The organism is Terrabacter sp. Root181, from assembly GCF_001428505.1.
Lineage (GTDB): Bacteria > Actinomycetota > Actinomycetes > Actinomycetales > Dermatophilaceae > Terrabacter.
In genome coordinates this window covers 127,719-148,624 of sequence record NZ_LMHU01000011.1, presented here as the reverse complement: position 1 = coordinate 148,624, position 20,906 = coordinate 127,719, and the positions used below count along the sequence as shown (strand labels likewise).

Sequence of the window (20,906 nt, the reverse complement as noted above, 5' to 3'; positions counted from 1 at the left end):
GGCCCCATGCGTGCCGTGACCAAGACCGTCCTGGGCCTGGGGATCGCCGGCGCCGGGGTGCTCGGCTGGGCCTCGCTCGTCGAGCGCAACGCCTTCGTGCTGCGTCGTTTCGACGTGCCGGTGCTGCCCGACGGCGCAGAGCCGCTGCGGGTGCTGCACCTGTCCGACCTGCACCTGCTGCCGCGCCAGCGCGCGAAGCGCTCGTGGGTGCACGGCCTCGCGTCGCTCGACCCCGACCTCGTCATCACGACGGGCGACAACATCGCGGCGCCCGATGCGGTGCCCGCCCTGCTCGACGCGTACGACCGGCTCCTCGGCATCCCCGGCGTCTTCGTCCTCGGGTCCAACGACTACTTCGCCCCGAAGCTGAAGAACCCCCTCGGCTACCTGACCCGCAACTTCGCGAAGGGCATCGGCACGACGCAGCGGCTCCCCACCGCCGACCTCGTGCGCGGCCTCGGCTCTCGCGGTTGGGTCGACCTGACGAACCGTCGCGACTCGCTCACCGTGCGCGGCCTGCGGATCGACGTCCGCGGCGTCGACGACCCCCACCTCGGCTACGACCGCCTCGACCTCGTGCGCGGTCCGGCCTCGCCCGACGCGGACCTGACGCTCGGCGTGACGCACGCGCCCTACCAGCGGGTGCTCGACGCGTACGCCTCCGACGGCGCCGCCCTCATCGTCGCCGGCCACACCCACGGCGGGCAGGTCTGCGTGCCCGGCTACGGCGCTCTCGTGACGAACTGCGACCTCGACACGGGCCGCGTCAAGGGTCTGTCGCGCTGGTGGCCGGGCGCCGGGTCCCGGCCGTCGTCGCAGGCTCCCGAGGGCGCCGCGTGGCTCGAGGTGTCCGCCGGGCTGGGCACCGCGCCCACCGCTCCCGTACGCCTGGCCTGCCGTCCCGAGGCAATCCTCCTGACGCTCGTCCCCCGCTCGCACGGCTAGACCCGCACGGTCGTCGTGGCGGTCGACGAGCCCGATTCGGAGATGGGCGGGGGGCTGCGCTAGCATCTCTCCTTGCTGCCTCCGGTCCACGGATCAGGGGTAGATGCAGCACCGGGGTGTGGCGCAGCTTGGTAGCGCGCTTCGTTCGGGACGAAGAGGTCGCAGGTTCAAATCCTGTCACCCCGACCATCCGAAGGGCTTGGTGGAGAGCGACGGAGTCGCCTTCCACCAGGCCCTTCGTCATGGCCGGGGACGACGTCGAGCAGCCTCGCGAGCAGGTGGCCGTGCTCACCACGCGTCAGGTCGAGCATCCCCGTCAGCGCACGGGCCGGGTCATTGATCGTGCTGGCCGCCAGATGTGCTCGTCCAGGTCAGTCGCCATCTCCTGGTCGAGTTCCAGGGCAGCGGCAGATGTGGAGCCTCAGTGTTCGACGACGTGGTCGCCGTGCTGGTAGTGGCGGTGCCCATCGTGCAGGTGATCCACGTGGTTGCCATGCTGGACCGTCTCGCAACCGTCACCCTCGGCGTGCACGTGGCCGTGGTCGGTGTGCACGGCCTGCTCGGCGTGACGTTCGGAGCCATGGACGTGGTCGAGGTGGTCGCCATGCTCGACGGTCTCGCAGCCGTCGTCAGGAACGTGCTCATGGTCGGACGCGATCGTGTGATCGGACATATTTCCTCCAGGGATCAGACGGTTCACCCGAATCCTCCTCCAGCCATCCGGGGGGGCGTCAAGGGTGAGTCGCGACCGGTTTCGCTGGTGTCTTCAGTCACGGCGTGGCAGCCATGCATCGGGAGCGGCCTGCCACCTCTGCCGAGGCAGCGCAGCACCACGGCCGCCATCGCCCGGCTCGGCGGTGTCGAGCCCTACCGGTCCGTCCGGCCGTCGATGCACTCCCGCAGCAGGTCGGCGTGCCCGATGTGCTGGGCGTACTCCGAGATCATGTGGCCCACGACGGCCCGCACGGACATCTGCCCGCTGCCGGTCGCGAGGACCTCGTCCAGCGAGATCGTCGCGAGCGCCGCCTCGGCCAGCCGGCACTCCTCGACCAGCCGCGCGTAGTCGGCCTGGGCGCGAGCGGGGTCGAGGTCCTCGAAGTCGGCGTCCGGCCCGAGCGCCGGGTCGTACATGGGCTCGAGCTCCTCCCCGCCGATGAACTCGCGGAACCACCCGCGCTCGACCTTGGCCATGTGCCTGACCAGCCCGAGCAACGACAGGTTGGACGGCGGGACGGAGCGCTCCGCGAGCTGCTCGCCGGTCAGGCCGGCGCACTTGTCGAGCAGCACCGCCCGTCGCCAGGCGAGCCTGGCCTCGAGGAGTGTCCGCTCGTCCCCCACGGGCTCGAACTGCGGCAACGACACCTCGGGCGCGGTCCACGTCATCCCGCCATCCTCACAGCAAGCCCCGCCGCCTGCCATGGAGACCTGCCGGCACCGACCGAAAACCTCGTGTGTCGAGCTCGACCCGGCGCGAGACTGGTGCGGAGGTGCCGGCTCGGCGTCCGGCCCCGAGCACGGACGGAGACCACGATGAGCGACGAGCCGCCTTCGGCACGCCAGTCCGCCGACCCCGAGGGGCCCGGCACCCCTCCCCGCCTGCGCGACTCGACGACGCCGGGCCTGCCGGTCTATCTCTCGACCGAGCACTGGAGCCTGCTCGGCACCCGCTCGATGACGTGGTCGGAGATCATGAGCCGGATCACGATCTACCTCACCGTCGTGTCCGCCTTCCTGGTCGTGCTGGCGCTGACCGCGCAGGCCACCGGCTTCGGCACGCCGTTCCGGGTCATGGCCATCGGATTCGCGGCGGCCGCCCTGGTCATGGGCTCGCTGACGGCGATCAGGGTCAACCTCGCGAGCCGGGAGGATGCCGACCTGATCCGGGCGATGAACCGGCTGCGGCACGCCTACGTCGAGCTCGCCCCGGAGATCGCGCCCTACCTGACGGCGTCGGTCCATGACGACGACCGCGGGCTCATGCAGACCTACTCGCTGGGCTACCGTCGCAACCTCGTGCTGCACATCGTGGGCAGCACCGCGTTCTTCCTCATGGTCGTCAACGGGATCGTGGCCGGCACCCTCGGTGCCCTCATCGCCGACGTCGCCGGAGCGGGCACCGCGGTCGTCTCGCTCGTGGGGGCCGCCTCCGGTGTCGGCTACGTCATCGGCCACATGGAGATCGCGCGTCGGGTCTTCGCCGGCCCTATCGACGACGTCCGTTTCCCCGCCCCGGACTGACGCGGGGCGGCAGGGCTCGCGCTAGTCCTCCTCGTTCAGGGCCGTCGCGCGCACCGACTCGGCGACGACGTCGACGAGCTGTCCGGTGCGCGCGAGCATGGCGCGCTGCCGCGCGGCGCCGTTGCCCTCCGCGCGCACCCGCGCGAGCCCCTCCTGCACGGCCGCGAGGTCGCCGGCTGCCTCCAGCGCCGGGCCCACGTGGTCGAGGAGCGCGTCGAGCACCGTCCAGCTCGGCGCGGGCAGACCGGTCCTCCAGTCGAGCAGGTGGCCGTCGAGCCCGTCACGCCCGGCCTGCCACGTCGCGAGCCTGATCATCGGGGTCCGCACGTCGGGCGGCCTCGTCCCCGAGGCCCACTCCTGCGCGGCCGTCTCGACGAGCCCACGGCACAGGGCGGCCACGACGACGGCCTCCTCGACGGTGAAGCACACATCCGCGGCCCGGACCTCGACGGTCGGGTAGTGCTCCGCGAGCCGGGCGACGAAGTAGACCATCCCCTCGTCGAGGATCACCGACGACAGCACCATGTCGCGCACGAGGCGGTGGTACGCGTCCGCCGAGCCGAAGACACCCGTGGGCCCCCACGACGGCCACCTCGCGAGCGCCTGGCTCCGGTAGCTCGCGTAGCCCGAGTCCTCGCCGTTCCAGAAGGGCGAGTTGGCGCTGAGGGCGAGCAGGGTCGGCAGCCAGACGCGGATCCGGTCGAGAACGGCGACGCCCTCCTCGTCGCTCTCGACGGAGACGTGGACGTGGCAGCCGCAGATCAGGTGCTCGCGGGCGGTGAGCTGGTAGCGGTCCTCCAGCCAGGCATATCGCTCCGACTTCACCGCGACCGGGTGCACGGGCAGCGGCGAGGTGGCGAGCGCGGCGACGCTCGACCCGGTCCCACGGGCGGCCACGACGGCCTCGGAGCGCCAGTGCCTGACCTCGGTGCGCAGCGTCGCGAGGTCGGCGGTCGGCGCGGTGTGCATCTCGATCTGCTGCTGCTGGAACTCCCCCTCGACGGCCCCGTGCACGCCGGCGCCCGTGACCTCCTGCTGACGGTGTGCGGCGCGCACGAGCAGCTGCCCCTGGACCGACCGCGGACGGCCGTCGTGGACGTCGACGAGCAGCATCTCCTCCTCGACACCGAGGGTCCGCACCATGGCGCTCCTTCCGGAACACGACCGAGGACGTATGCCGTGTGGCCCGGTGGCGCTCCTGGGCGCCCCGTGGCGCCCGGCGCGCCGGACGGCATACGCCCGTTGCTCCGCGTGACCAGTCTGGCCTGCGGTCGGCGCCTGCGGGGAGGGACGAGGGGCCCGGATGTCGGGACGGTGGGAATGAACCGCGCTCGCGTGCGTTGTCCCTCTTTGTTGCCCCAACACCAGCAGGAGGATCGTGTCGACCTCGTCCACCCTGGGATTCCGCTCCGAACGCGGGCCGATCCTCATCGCGCTCATGCTGTCGACGTCGCTCATCGCGCTCGACTCGACCATCCTGGCCACGGCGGTTCCCTCGATCGTCGAGGACCTCGGCGGGCTGACGCAGTTCCCGTGGCTCTTCTCCGTCTACCTTCTCGCGCAGGCGGTCTCGGTGCCGGTCTACGCGAAGGTCGCCGACACGGTGGGCCGCAAGCCCGTCATCCTCTTCGGCATCGGCCTGTTCCTCGTCGGCAGCATCCTGTGCGGGTTCGCTTGGGACATGGGATCGCTCATCATCATGCGGGCGCTGCAGGGGCTCGGCGCGGGCGCGGTCCTGCCCATGACGACGACCATCGCCGCCGACATCTACACCGTGGCCGAGCGCGCCAAGACCCAGGGCTACATCGCGAGCGTCTGGGCCGTCTCGTCGGTCGTCGGGCCGACCCTCGGTGGCGTCTTCTCCCAGTTCGCCTCGTGGCGCTGGATCTTCTTCGTCAACATCCCCTTCTGCCTGCTGGCGGCGGGGATGCTGTGGCGCCACTACGACGAGTCCGTCGAGCGCCGCCGCCACCGCATCGACTACGCCGGTGCCGGCGTCCTCACCGTCGCGCTGACGCTGCTCATCCTCGCCGTCCTCGAGGGTGGACAGGCCTGGGCGTGGAGCTCGTGGCAGAGCGTCGGCTCCTTCGTCGTCGGTGGCGTGCTCCTCGTCGTCTTCGGGCTCATCGAGCACCGCGCACCGGAGCCGGTGCTGCCGCTCGAGGTGCTGACCCGCCGCCTCATCGTCGCGACGTGCCTCATCGGCATCGGGGTCGGTGCCGTCCTCGTCGGCCTCACGTCCTACGTGCCGACCTTCCTCGAGCGCTCGACGGGGGCCACCCCCATCGTGGCCGGCCTCGCCGTCGCCGCCCTCACCATCGGCTGGCCCATCTCGGCATCGCAGTCGGGCCGGCTCTACATGCGCATCGGCTTCCGCCCCACCGCGCTCATCGGCCTCGTCGTCGCGACCCTCGGGGCCCTGGCCCTGTGGCTCACGTCGTCCACCCCGAACGTCTGGGCCACGGCGGCATCGTGCCTCGTCGTCGGCCTGGGACTCGGGCTCGTGGCCACCCCGACCCTCATCGCGGCACAGGCCTCGGTGCCGTGGAACGAACGCGCCGTCGTGACGGGCACCAACATGTTCATGCGCTCGGTCGGCAGCGCCGTCGGCGTCGCGATCTTCGGCGCCATCGCCAACGCCGTCATCGCGGCCGAGGGCGGCGCCGCGTCGAGCGAGGCCGTGCAGGCCGGCTCGACGGCCGTCTTCCTCGCCGTTCTCGTCGCCGCCGTCGCCACCATCGCGGCCGGGCTGCTCATGCCGCACACGCGGGCCGAGGACGTCGCCCACGGTGGCCCGGCCGCGGCCGACGATGCCGACGTCACCGAGGCCGAGCGGTCCACCGCCTGAGCCGCTCCTCGTCAGCCGACCCCACTCGAGCGAGCGCTCGGTCCCACGCAAGTGAGCAACCTAGCCGCGGCGGGGTGATCCCGCGCGGCGGGATGATCCCGCGCGGTGGGACGTCCCGGCCGTCGCCGCCTCGTCGTAACCCTCGACAGCGGCGACCGACTCCACGGGGCAGCGGGTACGTCGCGGGAGACAGCGACACGACCCCCGACGACGAGGAGAACTCCATGAGCGAGCACGACGACGGCACCACGAAGGTCGCCGACCTGATCAAGGACATCCGGATCGCGATGCTGACGCACGCGGACTCGAACGGGGTGCTCGTGAGCCACCCGATGGCGACGCAGGAGGTCGAGTTCGACGGTGACGTGCTCTTCGTCGCCGAGCGCGACAGCCACAAGGCCCGCGACATCGCGACCCAGTCGCCCGCCCGGGTCAACGTCGCCTACAGCTCGAAGAGCTCATGGGTGTCGTTGTCCGGGACGGCGACCATCGTCGACGACAACGCCAAGCTGGCCGAGCTGTGGGACACCTTCACCGGTGCCTGGCTCGAGGGCGGCCCGGAGAACCCGAACAACATCATCATCAAGGTGAGCGCCGACTCGGCGGAGTACTGGGACTCCCCCGGGGCCAAGGTCACGCAGATCGCGAACTTCGTCAAGGCGAAGGTCACCGGCGAGCGCCTCGAGGGCGACAACGACGTCGTCGACCTCTGACCGCCTGAAGACTGCACGAATGCCGTTGGGTTCCCTTCTGCGCGAGAGGAACCCAACGGCATACCTGCGTCTGAGTCAACCCTCAGGCGGCACCCTTGACGAGCCGCATCACGGCTCGCTCCAGCGCGTCACGGTCACGGACCCGCACGAGCTCGCCGAGCTCGAGACGGGTGCGGTCGGCCTTGGTCAGGCGCGAGAGGCTGCGCGCGATGGTGCGACCGACGGCGTACTCGTCGAGGACTCGCGGGTCGACGTACGAGCCGCGGGCGACGGCGGGCGTGTTGCCGAGGTGCTCGGAGACGACCTTCATCGCGTCCTTCTCGGCGCGCTTGAGCTCGCGCTCGGAGTCGACCGGTCCGGTCCGGGCGAGTGCGACGGCCGCCGTCACGGTGGCCGCCCACGTGCGGAGGTCCTTGACGGTGTACTCCTCGCCGACGAGCTCCTTGAAGGCGACGTTGAGGTCGCTCGAGCGCAGCTCGTGCCAGCCATCCGTGTCGCGGTAGGCGAGCAGCCGCTCCCCGGGATAGCCACTTCGCTTGAGGGACAGCACGACCCGCGCCAACAGCTGGTCGGTCATGACGGCCTCGCGGGTCACCCCCGACTTCGCCGGGAACTCGAAGGTGACGTCCTCGCCACTGACGGTGACGTGCGAGCGCAGCAGCGTCGCGACACCGTGAGAGCCGTGCTCGGCCTCGTACTCCTCACCGCCACTGCGGAAGAGCCCGGCGTCGAGCATCCGCAGGCCGGCGGCCGTGACGCGCTTCTTCGTCAGGCCGTTGGTGCGCAGGTCGGCCGCGATCTGCTTGCGCGACGCGGGGAGCTTGCGAGCGAGCACGAGCACGCGGTCGTGCTTCTCGCGGCCACGAGCCTCGTGCCAGGCCTCGTGGTAGAGATACTGGCGCCGGCCCGCGTCGTCGGTGCCGACGGCCTGGATGTGGCCGTTGGGGTGCGGGCTGATCCAGACGTCCTGCCAGGCCGGCGGGATGACGAGCGCGGTGACCCGCTCGCGGGTCTCGGCGTCGACGGCCTTCCCGTCGGCATCGACGTAGCTGAAGCCCTTGCCACGTCGCACGCGACGGATCCCGGGCTTGTCGATCGTGCTCTGGCGAAGTCTCACACCGAGGAGATACCCGCACCGGGTCGCGGGCCAACCGCACCGCGCCGCAACGCGATGCGGTGAGCCGAGGGTGGCTCAGTCAGCGGGATCGGGCCGGACGCCCGCGACCTCTGACGTCGCGTCGGTGGTCTCGCGCGTCGACACCTCGGTGTCGGGACCGTCCGGAGAGGCGACCGGGACCATGTCGGGCACCTTGATCTCCGCCTGACCGGGCGGCAGAGGAGGATCGGGCGTGACGGGCGGGAAGACCGACCCGTCGCTCTGCAGGTGTGATTCGTGAGGGGTCACGTTGCTCATTACCTATCCGCCCCGAGTAGGTGGTCGTGTTGTGTCTGGCCCATACCCATGCTCCTCCGGAAGGAACCGACTGTCTCCCCTTCCTCCGCCCCGGAGGAGGCCGCCGTGGACATATGCCGCAGACCGTCGCGGGAGCCGCCCGGCGACGTCAAACCGCTTGACGTCGGCTCACCCCGCTCCCACTGTGGAGAGGGCGGAAGGGGTGGTGGTCGTGAGAGTCGCGGTCATCGGCGGTGGCCCCACGGGCCTCGTCACGGGGATGGGTCTCGCGCGCCGTGGCCACGCGGTCGTCGCGGTCGACCGGGACCCCGGCCCGCCGGACGACGGCAGCCCCTGGGCCCGGCGCGGGGTCATGCAGTTCCACCACGCGCACGCCTTCCGGCCACAGGTCGGGGCGGTGCTCCGCGCGGAGGCCCCCGCGGCGTGGGACGCCTGGATGGCCCAGGGCGCCGAACCGGTTGAGATGCCGCTCGGCGACGGCCGCACGGTGCCGGGCGGCGTCCGCTCGCGCCGGGAGACCTTCGAGCGGGCCGTCCGCGCCGCGGCACTGGAGCAGCCTGGCCTCGAGGTGCGCCTCGGGCACGTCGACGGGGTCACGACGAGGGCCGGCCGTGCCCAGGGCGTACGCGTCGACGGCTCGGACCTCGAGGCCGACCTCGTCATCGACGCCTCCGGCCGTTCCGGACGGGTCAACCGGCACCTGCGCGCCCCGGGGATCGGTGGCGAGTGCGGCATCGCCTACGTCGACCGCGTCTACCGCCTGCGGCCCGGCGTCGACACACCACCGATGACGAATGCCATTGCCTGGCAAGGCAACTACGTCGGCTACCTCGTCATCGTCTTCCTCCACGAGAGGGGCATCTTCTCCGCACTCATCATCCGGTCGACCGGCGACCGTGAGCTCGTAGCCCTGCGCCACACCCGGGCCTTCGAGGCTGCGGCCGCCGCCATCCCCGGCCTGCGGGCCTGGACCGACCCCGACGTCTCGGCAGCCGTCACCGACGTGCTGCCGGGTGGTCCGCTGCTCAACGTCTACCGCGGGCAGCGCGGGCCGTCAGGGGCGCTGGCCCTGCCCGGCCTCGTCTTCGTCGGCGACTCGGTGTGCACGACGACACCGAACTTCGGCCGTGGCCTCACCACGTCGCTGACGCAGGTCAGCGAGCTGCTGCGCCTCGTTGACGTGCACGGCAGCGACGTCGAGGCCATCGGAGGGGAGCTCGACACGTGGGACGAGGCCGGCATGCGCCCGTGGGTCGAGGACCACATCACGATGGACCACGCGCTCGCGCGACGCTGGGCCGGCGACGACATCGACCTGTCGGCCCGGCTGCCGTCCGACGTCATCATGATGGCCGCGGCGCAGGACCCGTCGATCGGTGCGGCCGTCGGGCCCTACCTCTCGATGCAGGCGCTCCCGTCGTCGCTCGGCGCCGTCGAGGACCGGGCCCGGGCCGTCTACCGCACGGGCTGGCGCCCGCAACCCGACCCCGGACCGACCCGCGACGCGCTCGCCGACGTCGTGGCCGCCGCCGTCCCCGCCTGACCCGCCGGTCGGTCGGCAGGTCGGTCAGCGGGTGAGGACCGCGACGCGTCCCTGATCGCCGGACGCCCAGCAGGCGCCGTCGTGCGTGCACTCGACCGAGTCGAAGCTGCCGGTGTCGAACGTCGACCACGTGCGGCCGCCGTCGGTCGAGACGTCGGAGCCCGACGGACCCACCGCCAGCACCGTGCGGGCCGTGCGCGGGACCCACGCCGAGCCGGACCGGTAGCCGGACGGGTTGCTCGTCGACGTCGTCCAGGTGCGCCCGCCGTCGGCCGTCCACGCCGCGTTGTCGACCGCGCCGGTCGGTGCCGCGAAGTCGCCGCCGACGACGACGCCGCGCCGGGCGTCCCGGAAGCTCACCGAGAAGATGCCGGCCGACCCACCACCCGCGACCGGGCTGTCGGCGACGGTCCACGTGCGCCCGTGGTCGGTCGAGCTGAAGACACGGGCCGGGTCGACGCCGCCGCTCACGAGGTAGGTGCGGCCGCCGACCCCCGCCGACAGGCACGTGCCAGGGCCACGGCCGTGGCAGCCACGAGGACCGTGCGGGTGGGTGTCTTCATGCCTCCTCAACCTAGAGCGGACGACCCCAGCCCGCGCGTCGAAGGCGAAGCGACCGCCGACGCCCACGCCACACCCTCGATGGGCGACCACTCGTCGACGACGAACTCGAGGTACGTGAAGGTGCCCTCGGGGTCGGGCGCGTGCCAGCGCGCCTCGCCCACACCGCATACGCGCCTGCCGTCCCACTCCCGCTCGGAGCGTACGGGGGTCGACCAGCGTTGCTGCGTGAAGGTCCGGCCGTCCGGGGAGGACCGCAGGCGGTCGTCGGAGACGAAGTCGACGAGCCGGCCGTCCTCGGCGAAGCCGAGGTCCGCCGCGACGGTCTGCTGTCCCAGGGTGAAGGACGCCGTCGCCACCTCGTCGCTGCGCGACTCCCAGCTGATCGGGGCACCGACGAGAGCCGCCGGCACGAGCAGGCAGAGGTCGTTGAGGACGGTGACCGTCTCGGCGCGGTCCATCTCGGGTCCGGCACCTTTGACGATCGGCGCAACGGACGCGAGACGCACGCGCATCGTGGCTGTTCCACGGTCGAAGACGTGCAGGACGTCGACGGGCAGGCCCATCATCGTCGCGTCCATGAAGAACAGGCGGCAGGGATCGGTGCCGTAGACGTTGACCTGCTCACCGGCGAACGGCATCCACGGCTTGCCCGGGCCGCCCCGGATCCGGCCGCGGATGGAGGCGCGGAAGCCGACGACAGCGGGATGGCCGACGACTCCGGAGCGACGGAGGTATCGGGCCACCGGCCCGGGGAGATCCGCGAGGTCGCCCTCGGTGACGACCTGCTGGGCGCGGGCTGGCGAGAGTGCCGCCTCCACGTGACGGGCATAGTCGGCACGGAGGCTGCGCCGCCCGGTGCGCGCCCATGCATGAACGGCGACCGCGAGCAGGAGGACGTTGACGGCGGTGCCGGCCGCAGCGTCCTGCCAGGCCGAGACGATGAGCGCCTGAGACAGGATCGCGGCGAGGAGCGGGGGCCACCACGGGCAGGTGCCCCGAGCGAGGCGGACTGCCACCGCGAGCACGAGCAGCGCAACCGTGAGCCACGCGAGGGCCGCCCAGGGCCCGATGTCCGCGGTCAGCGCGGGCACGTCCGCCCATCCGAAACCTTTGACCGCCCCCAGCAGGTGGAGCAGCCCGTGCACGGCGATGACGACGATCACCATCCAGCGGATGACACGCCTCAGGAGCATGGCGGTCACCTCCTCCCACACCAGTCTCTCGCCCGACGAGGTGGTCACCGCGGCATCGTCATGAAGGTCACGCGACCGGTGGCTCACACGACGAAGGGGTCACGCCCGGACGGATGTGACCTCTCGACGGGAGCGGTGGCTGGGCCTCAGCGGCCGGTGCCGCCGTAGACGATGGCGTCCTCGGTCGAGTCGAGGCCGAAGGCGGTGTGCACGGCGCGGACGGCCTCGTCGAGGTCTTCGGCGCGGGTCACCGCCGAGACGCGGATCTCGGAGGTCGAGATCATCTCGATGTTGATGCCGGCCTCGGCGAGCGCGCCGAAGAACTTCGCCGAGACGCCGGGGTGGCTCTTCATGCCGGCGCCGACGAGGGCGATCTTGCCGACGCCGTCGTCGAAGCGCAGGTCGCCGTACTCGACCTCGTGCTTGATCGCCTGGAGCACCGACATCGCCTTGGGGCCGTCGGCCTTGGGCAGCGTGAAGGAGATGTCGGTCTTGGCCGTCTCGGCGGCCGACACGTTCTGCACGATCATGTCGATGTTGAGGCCGGCCTCGGCGATGGCGCCGAAGATCTTGGCCGCGATGCCGACCCGGTCGGGCACCCCGACGATCGTGATCTTGGCCTCGCTGCGGTCGTGGGCGATGCCGGCGATGATCGGTGCCTCCACGGCGCCTTCTCCTTCGTAGGGGTTGTCCTTGATCCACGTGCCGGGCTTCCGCGACCACGACGAGCGGACGTGGATCGGGATGCCGTAGCGGCGGGCGTACTCGACGCAGCGCAGGTGCAGGATCTTGCTGCCGTTGGCGGCGAGGTCGAGCATCTCCTCCATCGAGAGCACGTCGAGCTTGCGGGCGTTGGGCAGCACGCGCGGATCGGCCGTGAAGACGCCGTCGACGTCGGTGTAGATCTCGCAGACCTCGGCCCCGAGGGCCGCGGCGAGCGCCACGGCCGTCGTGTCGGAGCCGCCGCGACCGAGGGTCGTGATGTCCTTCGTCGTCTGGCTGACGCCCTGGAAGCCGGCGACGATCGCGATGTGACCGGCGTCGAGCGCGCTCTGGATGCGGCCGGGCGTCACGTCGATGATGCGGGCTGCGCCGTGGGCGTCGTCGGTGATGACGCCGGCCTGGCTGCCGGTGAACGAGCGGGCCTCGGCGCCGAGCTGCGCGATCGCCATGGCCACGAGGGCCATCGAGATGCGCTCGCCCGACGTGAGCAGCATGTCGAGCTCACGGGCCGGAGGGGCCGGCGTGACCTGCTCGGCGAGGTCCATCAGCTCGTCCGTCGTGTCGCCCATCGCGGAGACGACGACGCACACGGAGTGACCGGCCCGCTGCGTCTCGACGATGCGCCGGGCCACGCGCTTGATGGCCTCGGCGTCGGACACGGACGAACCGCCGTACTTCTGGACGACGATGCTCACACTGGCTCCGGATCTTCTCGGGGTCTCGGCAGGTCTGCGGTGTGACCGAGTCTAGGCTCGCGCGCGCGGCGTCCACCGGGACGTCGCGATCGTGAGACGTGCGCCGATCGGGCCCCGTCGCCGCACGTTCTTGCGCGGACTACGGGTGCAGCGCGTCGAACTCCGCCTCGCCCACGGCCTCCTCGTCGGCGTCGAGCCGCAGGTGAGACAGGATCGACTGGAGCGCGCGCAGGGCCGTCATGGCGCGGTCGCCCCACTCGGACAGGTAGCTGAACTGCCACCACCACAGCGCCTCGAGCTTGCGTCCGGCCGCGTAGTGCTTGAGGCCGTGGCTCAGGGCGACCGCCACGTCGACGAGGTCGTTGGTGATCGAGCCGTCGGCACGCTCCGACGAGGTGATCGGGTCGAGGACGTAGACGTAGTCGTCGATGCCGGCGAAGACGTTGGCCAGGCCCGTGCGCAGCGGGTCGGCGTCGTCGTCGGTCGCGTCCGGCTCGAAGCGCTCCTCGGGCACGACGTCCTGGATCGCACCGAGCCGCGCGCCCGCGACGAGCACCTGCGAGAGCGCGAGGGTCAGCAGCGGCAGCGCCGTGTCGGGCGAGCTGCCCGAGGCGACCTCCGTGACCGAGGTGAGGAAGGCGCTCGCCTCCGCGGCCGTGAGGTCGGCGAGCCCGCCGAGGTCGTCGACGTCGTGCGCTTCGGTGGACATCACGGGTCTCCCTGGTCGGGTCGTTCGGGCCCCGAGGACGTATGCCGTGGGGCTGGCTGGCGCGGTGCCGCCCAGTCTGCCGGGTGCCCGCCCGACCCGTCGACCCATGCCCCTTCCCAAATCCCCCTCGAGTGAGCGAGGGGCGGGACGGCATACGTCGTCGGTGGGCGTGAGCCAACCGACCCGAGGGGGTCAGGCGTCGACGCGGCGGCGGCCCTCGAAGGCGCGCCCGAGCGTCACCTCGTCGGCGTACTCGAGGTCGCCTCCGACGGGCAGGCCCGACGCGAGGCGCGTCACGATGAGGCCGACGTCGCGCAGCAGCCGGCTGAGGTAGGTCGCGGTCGCCTCACCCTCGAGGTTGGGGTCGGTCGCGATGATGACCTCCTGCACCTCGCCGGAGGCGAGGCGCGTCATCAGCTCACGCACGCGCAGGTCGTCGGGGCCGATGCCGTCGATGGGGCTGATCGCGCCGCCGAGCACGTGGTAGGTGCCGCGGAACTCGCGCGTGCGCTCGATGGCGACGACGTCCTTGGGCTCCTCGACGACGCAGATGGCGCTGTGGTCGCGCCGCGGGTCGGCGCAGATGCGGCACTTCTCGGCCTCGGCGACGTTGCCGCACTCCTCGCAGAAGCGGACGCGCGCCTTGACCTCGGTGAGGGCCGTGACGAGCCGGGTCACGTCGTCGGAGTCGGCCTGCAGGAGGTGGAAGGCGATGCGCTGGGCGCTCTTGGGGCCGATCCCGGGGAGTCGTCCGAGCTCGTCGATCAGGTCCTGCACTGCGCCTTCGTACACACCGCAACACTAAGCCCCCGCAATCGCCGGCTGCGGACCGCCGCACCGGTCTAGCGTGACGAAGGACGTCAGGGTCCGACGCGGCGAGTGGGGTGCCGGAGTGGGTGACCGGAGTGGGTGACCGGAGTGGGTGACCGGAGTGGGTGACCGGAGTGGGTGACCGGAGTGGGTGACGGGATGCACAACCGGACCGTGTCCCGGCGGAGCGAACGGATCCAGGGTGCGGCGCCTTTCCGGATGATGTTCGGATTCCGGATGCACTCGGGCTACGCCGAGCGCCGTCTCGAACCGGGTGTCATCGACTTCACGTTCGGCGACCCGCACGAGCTGCAGATGCCGACCTACGTCGACGCGCTGCGCGAGGCGGCGTTGCCCCGGGACGAGCTGTGGTTCGCCTACAAGCAGAGCGAGGTAGCCGCGCAGGCAGCGGCAGCCGCCTCTCTCGATCGGGTCGTCCCGCTCGGCTGGGGTGCCGACGACGTCCGTATGACGACGGGTGGCTTCGGCGCGATCACGGTGGCGATGAAGGTGCTCGCCGATCCCGGCGAGGAGGTCGTCTACACGCTGCCGCCGTGGTTCCTCTACGAGCCGCTCGCCCTCGAGGCCGGGCTCGTGCCGGTCAAGGTCCCGGCCCTCCAGCCGAGCTTCGACCTGGACGTCGACGCGATCGCCGCAGCCATCACGCCGCGCACCCGCATCGTCGTCGTCAACACCCCGAACAACCCGTCGGGACGCATCTACCCACCCGACCTGCTGCGTCGCCTCGCCGACGTCCTCGACGAGGCGTCAGCCCGTCACGGTCGACGCATCTGGATCGTGTCGGACGAGCCCTACAACCGGATCGTGTTCTCCCGCAGCGAGTTCCACAGCCCGGCCGAGTTCTACCCGCACACGCTGGTCTGCTACTCCTACGGCAAGACGCTGCTCGCTCCCGGCCAACGGCTCGGCTACATCGCCGTGCCACCGGCGGTCGCGGACCGTGCGGCGTTGCTCGAGGCCATCGAGATGATGCAGATCGCGGCCGGGTGGCTCTTCCCGAACGCCGTCATGCAGCACGCGACACCCCGGCTCGAGGAGCTCTCGCTCGACGTCGCGCGGCTCGAGGCGAAACGCGACCGGCTCGTCGGCGCGCTGGGCGAGATCGGCTACGAGACGACTCCGCCGGACGGCACCTTCTACCTCTGGCCGCGCTCGCCGATCCCCGACGACGAGGCCTTCGTCGAGGACCTCTCGAGGCGGGGGGTGCTCGTCATGCCCGGCATCCTGTTCGAGACGCCGGGCTGGTTCCGGATCTGCCTCACGGCGACGGCCGAGTCGATCGAGGCGGCGATCCCGCACTTCCGGGACGCGTTCGAGGCCGCCCGCCGCTGAGTCCTGCCCGCCCGCACCGGGCTGCGCGGTGGTGCCTGCCCTGCCGGCTGCCCTCGCTCAGTCGACGATCGCCGCCGACCACCGCTCCTCGATGCGCCCGAAGCGCCACACGGCGAAAGCCACCGCCCAGGTCACGACGAAGAGCCCGACGACCCAGAAGCCGACGTTGCCGAGGTCGATGCCGCCGACCCACGCGAGGGGCCCGCTCGTGACCCCGAGGCGGTCGGTGAGCACCGAGACGAGCTCGACGCCGCCGATCCCCAGCGCGACCGCGACCGACAGGGCCGTGACCGTGGCGTTGTAGTAGATCTTGCGCACCGGCCGCTGGAACGCCCAGCCGTACGCGATGTTCATGAACGCACCGTCCGCCGTGTCGAGCAGCGACATGCCCGCGGCGAACAGCACGGGAAGGGTGAGCACGGCATACCAGGGCAGGTCGGCGGCGGCGGCGCCACCGGCGACGACGAGCAGGCCCACCTCGGTCACGGTGTCGAAGCCGAAGCCGAAGAGGACCCCGACGGGATACATGTGCCACGGCTTCGTGACGGTGCGGGTCACGCGGCTCAGGATGCGCGTGAGGAAGCCCCGCTTGTCGAGCTGGCGCTCCAGCTCGGCCTCGTCGAGGTGGCCGGCGCGCATGCGGCGGGCGACGCGGAGGATGCCCACGAGCGCAGCGAGGTTGAGCAGGCCGATGAGCACGAGGAAGACGCCCGAGACGGACGTGCCCCACAGGCTCGTGACGTGCTGCAGCGTCGAGTCGCCGTCCTCGAGCGCGCCGGCGAGGGCGCGGATCCCGAGGGCGAGCAGCATGACCATGGCGAAGACGACCGACGAGTGCCCGAGGCTGAACCAGAAGCCGACGCTGAGCGGCCGCTGCCCCTCGCCCATGAGCTTGCGGGTCGTGTTGTCGATGGCGGCGATGTGGTCGGCGTCGAACGCGTGGCGCATCCCGAGCGTGTAGGCCGTGACGCCCAGTCCCACGCCGAACAGCTGGCCAGCGACGCGGTACTCCTGGGGCGCGACGACGCCGACGAGCAGGCCCCAGCCGACGACGTGGAGGAGCAGGACGAAGGCACCCATGCCGGCGAGGCTGCGACGGTCGTCCCGTGAGAGCCGCCGGAGCGCCGAGCGCGGGGCCGAGGGCGGCCGTGGGGACGTCAGGGTCACGACCCCACGCTAGATGCGACTGGGTCGCATCTGCAACGAAACGCGTCAGACGGTGGCCTCGCCGCTCGGGACCTCGTTGTAGGTCTCGACCCGCTCCTGGCCGCTCAGCGCGGCGATCGCCTCCATCACGCGGTCGGTCAGCTGCCGCCGCGCCTTGCCCGCCGGCACCCCGGCATACTCCTCGACGCCGATCGGCTCGCCGAAGCGCACCGTCACCTTCGCGAGCCTCGGGAAGCGCGCCCCGACCGGCTGGATGTCCTCGGTGCCGATGAGGCCGACGGGCACGACGGGCACCTGGGCGGTCAGCGCGAGCCACGCCACGCCCGTACGCCCGCGGTAGAGCCGACCGTCCCGGGAACGCGTGCCCTCCGGGTAGATGCCGAACGCGTCGCCCGCCTTGAGCACCTCGAGCGCGGCGTCGAGGCTCTCCTGCGCGGCCGTCGGCGAGGACCGGTTGACGGGCACCATCCCGACGGCGGTGAAGAAGCCCTTGCGCACGAAGCCGCCGACCCCCGTGCCCGTCCAGTACTCCTCCTTGGCCAGGAAGCGCACCTGCCGCGGCGAGGCGAGCGGGATCGCGAAGGAGTCGATGAACGACAGGTGGTTGCTCGCGACGACCACGCCACCCTCACGCGGGATGTTCTCCTTGCCCTCGATCGTGGGCCGGTACAGCGCATGGGACAGCGGGTACAGGAGGTTGCGCCCGAGGCTGTAGTACATGGGCCACAGCCTAGGGCCGACGATGCTGCGTCCGGGCCGGGGCGTGCGTCGCCCCCAACTGGTGTTCACCCCTTGGTATGCCGGGTGCTGGGTTCGGGCGTGTCAGGCGCGGGCGCGCACGGCCCAGGCGGTGGCCATGATGTAGAACGGCGGCTCGGGCAGGAGCTCGCGGCAGTGGTCGCGCAGGCGGATGCGGCCGACCTCGTCGAGGCTCTGGACGTGCGCGCCGGCCGGGCCGACGCCGAGCGTGTACGGGTCCCACCAGTCCTCGAAGCTCGGGTGGCGCACCGTGACCGTGAGGGCGGTGTCCTCGATCTGGTTGAGACCGGCCTGGTCGCAGAGGCTGGCGAGCTCGCCCTCGCGGACCCCGCTCATCCCGGACTCGTCGTCGACGTCCGGGTCGAGGTCCCGAGCTGCCTGCCAGAAGGCGGTCAACGGGGCCCCACCGCCGGCGAGGTCCCACACGCACGCCGAGACCGTCCCACCCGGGCGGGTCACACGGGCCATCTCGTGGAGGCCGAGCACCGGGTCGGCCATGAAGCTGACGACGAGCTGGGCGAGCGTGTGGTCGAAGAGGTCGTCGGGATAAGGCAGCCGCTCGGCCGTCCCCGTCTGCACGTCGAGGGTCGGGAACGACTGGCGCAGCGCCGCGAGCAGCTGTTGCGACGGGTCCACCGCCGACACGCCGTCGACGCCGAGCCGGTCGATGATGACGCGGGTCAGGGCCCCGGTCCCGCAGCCCACGTCGAGCGCCCGACCCGGCCCGGCCACACCGGACCAGTCGGCGAATCGCGTAGCGAGCGGCCCCGAGTAACGCCCCATGAAGCGGTTGTAGGCGTCCGCCGCAACCTCGAAGGTCACGTCCCGACGCTACTCCCGGACGCGGGCACCCCACGCCTGAATGGCGATTGTCCCAGCGACGCGATCGGGATGGCCTCCTCACGCCCGGTCGAGGCCACGGGCGACGGACGTCGACGGGGCGGACGTCGCCGTCACGCCTCGCACCGTCAGGCCGGCGAGGAGCGCGACGGCTGCCGTGACGAGGCCGGTGACGGCGAGTGTCGGACGCGGTCCGACGTGGTCGATCACGAGGCCCCCGACGAGCATCCCCACCGAGACCGTGACGTCGACGAGGATCGACTGGCCCGCGAGCGCCGCGCGCCGGGCGGGGCCGTGGGTCCGGGCCAGCAGCACCTGCATCATGGCGCGGATGCCGACGACGGTCACCGCGCCGGCCGCGGCCGCGCACACCGCGACGGACACCGGCGTGGTCCAGACGGCCATCGCCGCGAAGGCGAGGCCCTGTCCGACCCAGGCGACCGTCGCGAGACGGAGCGGGCGCGCCGACGGCGGCTGCCGCGCGACGGCGACCGTCACGACGAGCGATCCGAGGCCGTATGCCGTCAGGGCCGTCGCGTAGAGGGCGCCGGCGCGCCCGGTCCGCTCCCCCTCGACGGCGAGCCCGAGGGCGAAGGCGAACCACAGCAGGCAGCTCGTCCCGCGCATGACCCAGCCGCGCAGGACGTCGGGGTGGTCCCGGACCGAGGCCAGGATGCCTGGGGCGGGAGCCGAAGTGCCCGCGACCACGGGAGCCGACGCCCGGACCACCGGCGATGCCGCGACAGAGGCGACCGAACCGGTGGCGGCCGGCACGACGACGCGGCGCACGAGCAGGGCCGAGACGGTGAGGGCGAGCCCCTCGACCCAGAGCAGGGCGTCGGTCCGGCCCAGCTGCACACCGAGCCCGGCGAGCGCCGGCCCGACGACCATCGCGCCGCGGCGCAGGGCGTCGTCCCACGTGATGACGCGGATGGCGGCGCCGGCGCCCAGCCGGTCGCCGAGGTCGCCGAGCAGCGCCGTGCGGCCCGGCGAGGCAAGGGCGTCCGAGACGCCCACCGCGAGCCCGGCCAGAGCAAGCATCACGGGATGCAGCGCCCCGAGGGCCAGCGCGACCGGGACGACGAGCACGGCACCGGCCTGCCAGAGGGACACGAGCGCGAGTCCGCGGCCGTCGCCGAGGCGCTGACGCAGGTGGCGGGCCCACCACGGGGACGTCACGACCGGCAGGCCGGCGAGGCCTCCCACGAGACCCGCCATCGCCGCGGAGTCGAACTCGCGCAGCACGACGAGGGGCAGGGCGATCTGGGTGAAGCGGTAGGCGAGGTGCTCGATGGCGTTGGACAGCAAGAGGACTCGCACGTGGTGGATCGCCGTCGTCCCGGGATCGTCGGTCTGGTCGGGGTTCTCGGGGTTCTCGGGATTCTCGGTCGTCACTGTCGCGGTCACGCCATCCAGCCTCGACGGGGACTTGCACCTGCGGTAGGGAGCAGGACCTGTGTGGCGGTCATAAGGTGGACTTATGAACACATTGGTGCAGGTGCCCGATGTCGAGGACCTCAGCCTCGTGCTGACGCTGCACCGGACCCAGTCGCTCGGGGCGGCGGCGCGGGAGCTTCTCGTCAGCCAGCCGGCCGCCTCACAGCGCTTGTCACGACTCGAGCGACGCTGTGGCACAGTGCTCTTCGCTCGCAGCCCGCTCGGGACGACCGCCACACCAGCGGGCGCGGAGATGGTCCGACAGGCCGAGCACATCCTCGGACACCTCCACGGGGTCTTCGCGGCGGTCCGGTCGTCCGCATCAGCCCGCACCCTGCGAGTCGGCACGTTCGCCGGCATCTCCGGCTACGCGTTCCCGGCGCTCGACGAGCTGGTCGGCGACGCCGTGCGGCTGTCGACGGTGGTCCACCACGGCAACGAGATGATCGACCTCGTCGCCGAGGGGTCGATGGACGCGGCCCTCATCGGGATCGCCGAGCAGGTGCAGCTGCCGCCCCATGTCGTCGCCCACCGGCTCGGCACCGACGAGCTCGTCGCCTTCGTCGCGTCGGGGGTGCAGCCGCCGCGCCGGGGCAGCCTCCCCTTCCTCGATCGGGTCGTGACGTACGCGCCCTACGACAACTCGGGTCCGCTCATCGCCGAACGCATCGCGGCGCTGGGCGGCACCCCGCGCCACGCGGCGACCGCCCCCGTGGCCCTGGAGATCTCGCGCCGACGCGACGGCATCGCGATCGTCCCGTCCAGCGCTGCCCGGATGTCCGGGAGGCCCGGCGACCGGGTCATGGCCTCGCGGGTCGACCTCCCGGTGCGCCTGTCGGTGATCGCGAGGGGTGAGCTCGACCCGGTGCTGGCCGCCGCCCTGCCCGCCCTGGCCAAGGCCCTCGGCCTCCGCCGCCGCACCACCTGACCCCCCCACCCACTCGAGCGAGCACCC

At 71.9% G+C, this 20,906-nt stretch carries 21 protein-coding genes and 1 tRNA gene; 8 read left to right on the top strand and 14 right to left on the bottom strand.

All coding sequences use genetic code 11. The features are described from left to right. Positions 1 to 6 precede the first annotated feature (6 nt). Together ASD90_RS22195 and ASD90_RS22190 are read left to right on the top strand one after the other, a co-directional pair. Positions 7 to 945: a metallophosphoesterase gene (locus tag ASD90_RS22195; protein WP_056761530.1), complete on the top strand. Its 939-nt coding sequence runs from the start codon at positions 7 to 9 to the stop codon at positions 943 to 945. A gap of 112 nt (positions 946 to 1,057) precedes the next feature. Then, positions 1,058 to 1,134, top strand: a tRNA-Pro gene (locus ASD90_RS22190). A 232-nt stretch (positions 1,135 to 1,366) separates the two neighbouring features. Here ASD90_RS22190 and ASD90_RS24495 read toward each other — a convergent pair. Both ASD90_RS24495 and ASD90_RS22180 read right to left on the bottom strand, forming a co-directional pair. Beyond that, positions 1,367 to 1,645, bottom strand: coding sequence for a hypothetical protein (locus ASD90_RS24495; RefSeq protein ID WP_235506877.1), 279 nt, complete (start codon positions 1,643 to 1,645; stop codon positions 1,367 to 1,369). A 167-nt stretch (positions 1,646 to 1,812) separates the two neighbouring features. Continuing rightward, complete coding sequence (locus ASD90_RS22180; protein WP_056761524.1) at positions 1,813 to 2,328, bottom strand: DinB family protein; 516 nt, start codon at positions 2,326 to 2,328, stop codon at positions 1,813 to 1,815. A gap of 147 nt (positions 2,329 to 2,475) precedes the next feature. Here ASD90_RS22180 and ASD90_RS22175 point away from each other — a divergent pair, with 147 nt between their 5' ends. Then, the gene (locus tag ASD90_RS22175; protein WP_056761522.1) at positions 2,476 to 3,183 is read left to right on the top strand and encodes a hypothetical protein; all 708 of its coding nucleotides are present in this window, start codon (positions 2,476 to 2,478) and stop codon (positions 3,181 to 3,183) included. Positions 3,184 to 3,204: 21 nt separating this feature from the next. Here the strand turns inward: ASD90_RS22175 and ASD90_RS22170 are convergent, their stop codons facing one another. Continuing rightward, entirely contained in the window at positions 3,205 to 4,326 is a 1,122-nt protein-coding gene (locus tag ASD90_RS22170; RefSeq protein WP_056761518.1) for a glutamate--cysteine ligase, read from the bottom strand. Positions 4,327 to 4,621: 295 nt separating this feature from the next. Here ASD90_RS22170 and ASD90_RS22165 point away from each other — a divergent pair, with 295 nt between their 5' ends. Together ASD90_RS22165 and ASD90_RS22160 are read left to right on the top strand one after the other, a co-directional pair. Beyond that, positions 4,622 to 6,031 (top strand): MDR family MFS transporter, encoded by a 1,410-nt coding sequence (locus ASD90_RS22165; RefSeq protein WP_369793648.1) that lies wholly within the window; start codon positions 4,622 to 4,624, stop codon positions 6,029 to 6,031. A gap of 224 nt (positions 6,032 to 6,255) precedes the next feature. Next, positions 6,256 to 6,744, top strand: coding sequence for a pyridoxamine 5'-phosphate oxidase family protein (locus tag ASD90_RS22160; protein ID WP_056761513.1), 489 nt, complete (start codon positions 6,256 to 6,258; stop codon positions 6,742 to 6,744). An 82-nt stretch (positions 6,745 to 6,826) separates the two neighbouring features. Here the strand turns inward: ASD90_RS22160 and ASD90_RS22155 are convergent, their stop codons facing one another. Then, a complete protein-coding gene (locus ASD90_RS22155) occupies positions 6,827 to 7,861 on the bottom strand; it encodes a DNA topoisomerase IB (RefSeq protein WP_056761510.1) in 1,035 nt (344 codons plus the stop codon). A gap of 75 nt (positions 7,862 to 7,936) precedes the next feature. After that, positions 7,937 to 8,149: a hypothetical protein gene (locus ASD90_RS22150; protein ID WP_157610590.1), complete on the bottom strand. Its 213-nt coding sequence runs from the start codon at positions 8,147 to 8,149 to the stop codon at positions 7,937 to 7,939. 220 nt (positions 8,150 to 8,369) lie between these two features. Here ASD90_RS22150 and ASD90_RS22145 point away from each other — a divergent pair, with 220 nt between their 5' ends. Then, positions 8,370 to 9,701 carry an NAD(P)/FAD-dependent oxidoreductase gene (locus ASD90_RS22145; protein WP_157610589.1) on the top strand — a complete coding sequence of 444 codons (1,332 nt, stop codon included), beginning with the start codon at positions 8,370 to 8,372 and terminating at the stop codon, positions 9,699 to 9,701. Positions 9,702 to 9,725: 24 nt separating this feature from the next. Here the strand turns inward: ASD90_RS22145 and ASD90_RS22140 are convergent, their stop codons facing one another. The 5 genes from ASD90_RS22140 to recR all read right to left on the bottom strand — a co-directional run bounded on the left by ASD90_RS22140 (position 9,726) and on the right by recR (position 14,377). Beyond that, positions 9,726 to 10,172: a hypothetical protein gene (locus tag ASD90_RS22140; RefSeq protein ID WP_200958679.1), complete on the bottom strand. Its 447-nt coding sequence runs from the start codon at positions 10,170 to 10,172 to the stop codon at positions 9,726 to 9,728. Positions 10,173 to 10,270: 98 nt separating this feature from the next. Then, positions 10,271 to 11,458, bottom strand: coding sequence for a DUF6544 family protein (locus ASD90_RS22135; protein ID WP_162260243.1), 1,188 nt, complete (start codon positions 11,456 to 11,458; stop codon positions 10,271 to 10,273). 146 nt (positions 11,459 to 11,604) lie between these two features. Continuing rightward, complete coding sequence (locus ASD90_RS22130; RefSeq protein ID WP_056761497.1) at positions 11,605 to 12,876, bottom strand: aspartate kinase; 1,272 nt, start codon at positions 12,874 to 12,876, stop codon at positions 11,605 to 11,607. A 139-nt stretch (positions 12,877 to 13,015) separates the two neighbouring features. After that, positions 13,016 to 13,585, bottom strand: a complete 570-nt coding sequence (locus ASD90_RS22125; RefSeq protein WP_056761494.1) for a DUF5063 domain-containing protein — start codon at positions 13,583 to 13,585, stop codon at positions 13,016 to 13,018. A 192-nt stretch (positions 13,586 to 13,777) separates the two neighbouring features. Next, on the bottom strand, positions 13,778 to 14,377 hold the full coding sequence (recR, locus tag ASD90_RS22120; RefSeq protein ID WP_056761491.1) for a recombination mediator RecR: 600 nt from the start codon (positions 14,375 to 14,377) through the stop codon (positions 13,778 to 13,780). Positions 14,378 to 14,614: 237 nt separating this feature from the next. On the opposite strand from recR, the gene ASD90_RS22115 reads away from it, so the two are divergent. Then, positions 14,615 to 15,748, top strand: coding sequence for an aminotransferase class I/II-fold pyridoxal phosphate-dependent enzyme (locus ASD90_RS22115; RefSeq protein ID WP_235506876.1), 1,134 nt, complete (start codon positions 14,615 to 14,617; stop codon positions 15,746 to 15,748). Between the two features lie 57 nt (positions 15,749 to 15,805). Here ASD90_RS22115 and ASD90_RS22110 read toward each other — a convergent pair whose 3' ends face one another. From ASD90_RS22110 to ASD90_RS22095, 4 genes are all read right to left on the bottom strand, one after another. Then, positions 15,806 to 16,915 (bottom strand): HoxN/HupN/NixA family nickel/cobalt transporter, encoded by a 1,110-nt coding sequence (locus ASD90_RS22110; RefSeq protein ID WP_235506875.1) that lies wholly within the window; start codon positions 16,913 to 16,915, stop codon positions 15,806 to 15,808. A 45-nt stretch (positions 16,916 to 16,960) separates the two neighbouring features. Further along, complete coding sequence (locus ASD90_RS22105; RefSeq protein WP_056761487.1) at positions 16,961 to 17,635, bottom strand: 1-acyl-sn-glycerol-3-phosphate acyltransferase; 675 nt, start codon at positions 17,633 to 17,635, stop codon at positions 16,961 to 16,963. Between the two features lie 102 nt (positions 17,636 to 17,737). Next, entirely contained in the window at positions 17,738 to 18,496 is a 759-nt protein-coding gene (locus ASD90_RS22100) for a class I SAM-dependent methyltransferase (RefSeq protein WP_056761485.1), read from the bottom strand. A gap of 78 nt (positions 18,497 to 18,574) precedes the next feature. Next, positions 18,575 to 19,921, bottom strand: a complete 1,347-nt coding sequence (locus ASD90_RS22095) for a hypothetical protein (RefSeq protein ID WP_056761482.1) — start codon at positions 19,919 to 19,921, stop codon at positions 18,575 to 18,577. Positions 19,922 to 19,994: 73 nt separating this feature from the next. Between ASD90_RS22095 and ASD90_RS22090 the strand changes: the two genes are divergently transcribed. Then, entirely contained in the window at positions 19,995 to 20,879 is an 885-nt protein-coding gene (locus ASD90_RS22090) for a LysR family transcriptional regulator (protein WP_082588971.1), read from the top strand. Positions 20,880 to 20,906 lie beyond the last annotated feature (27 nt).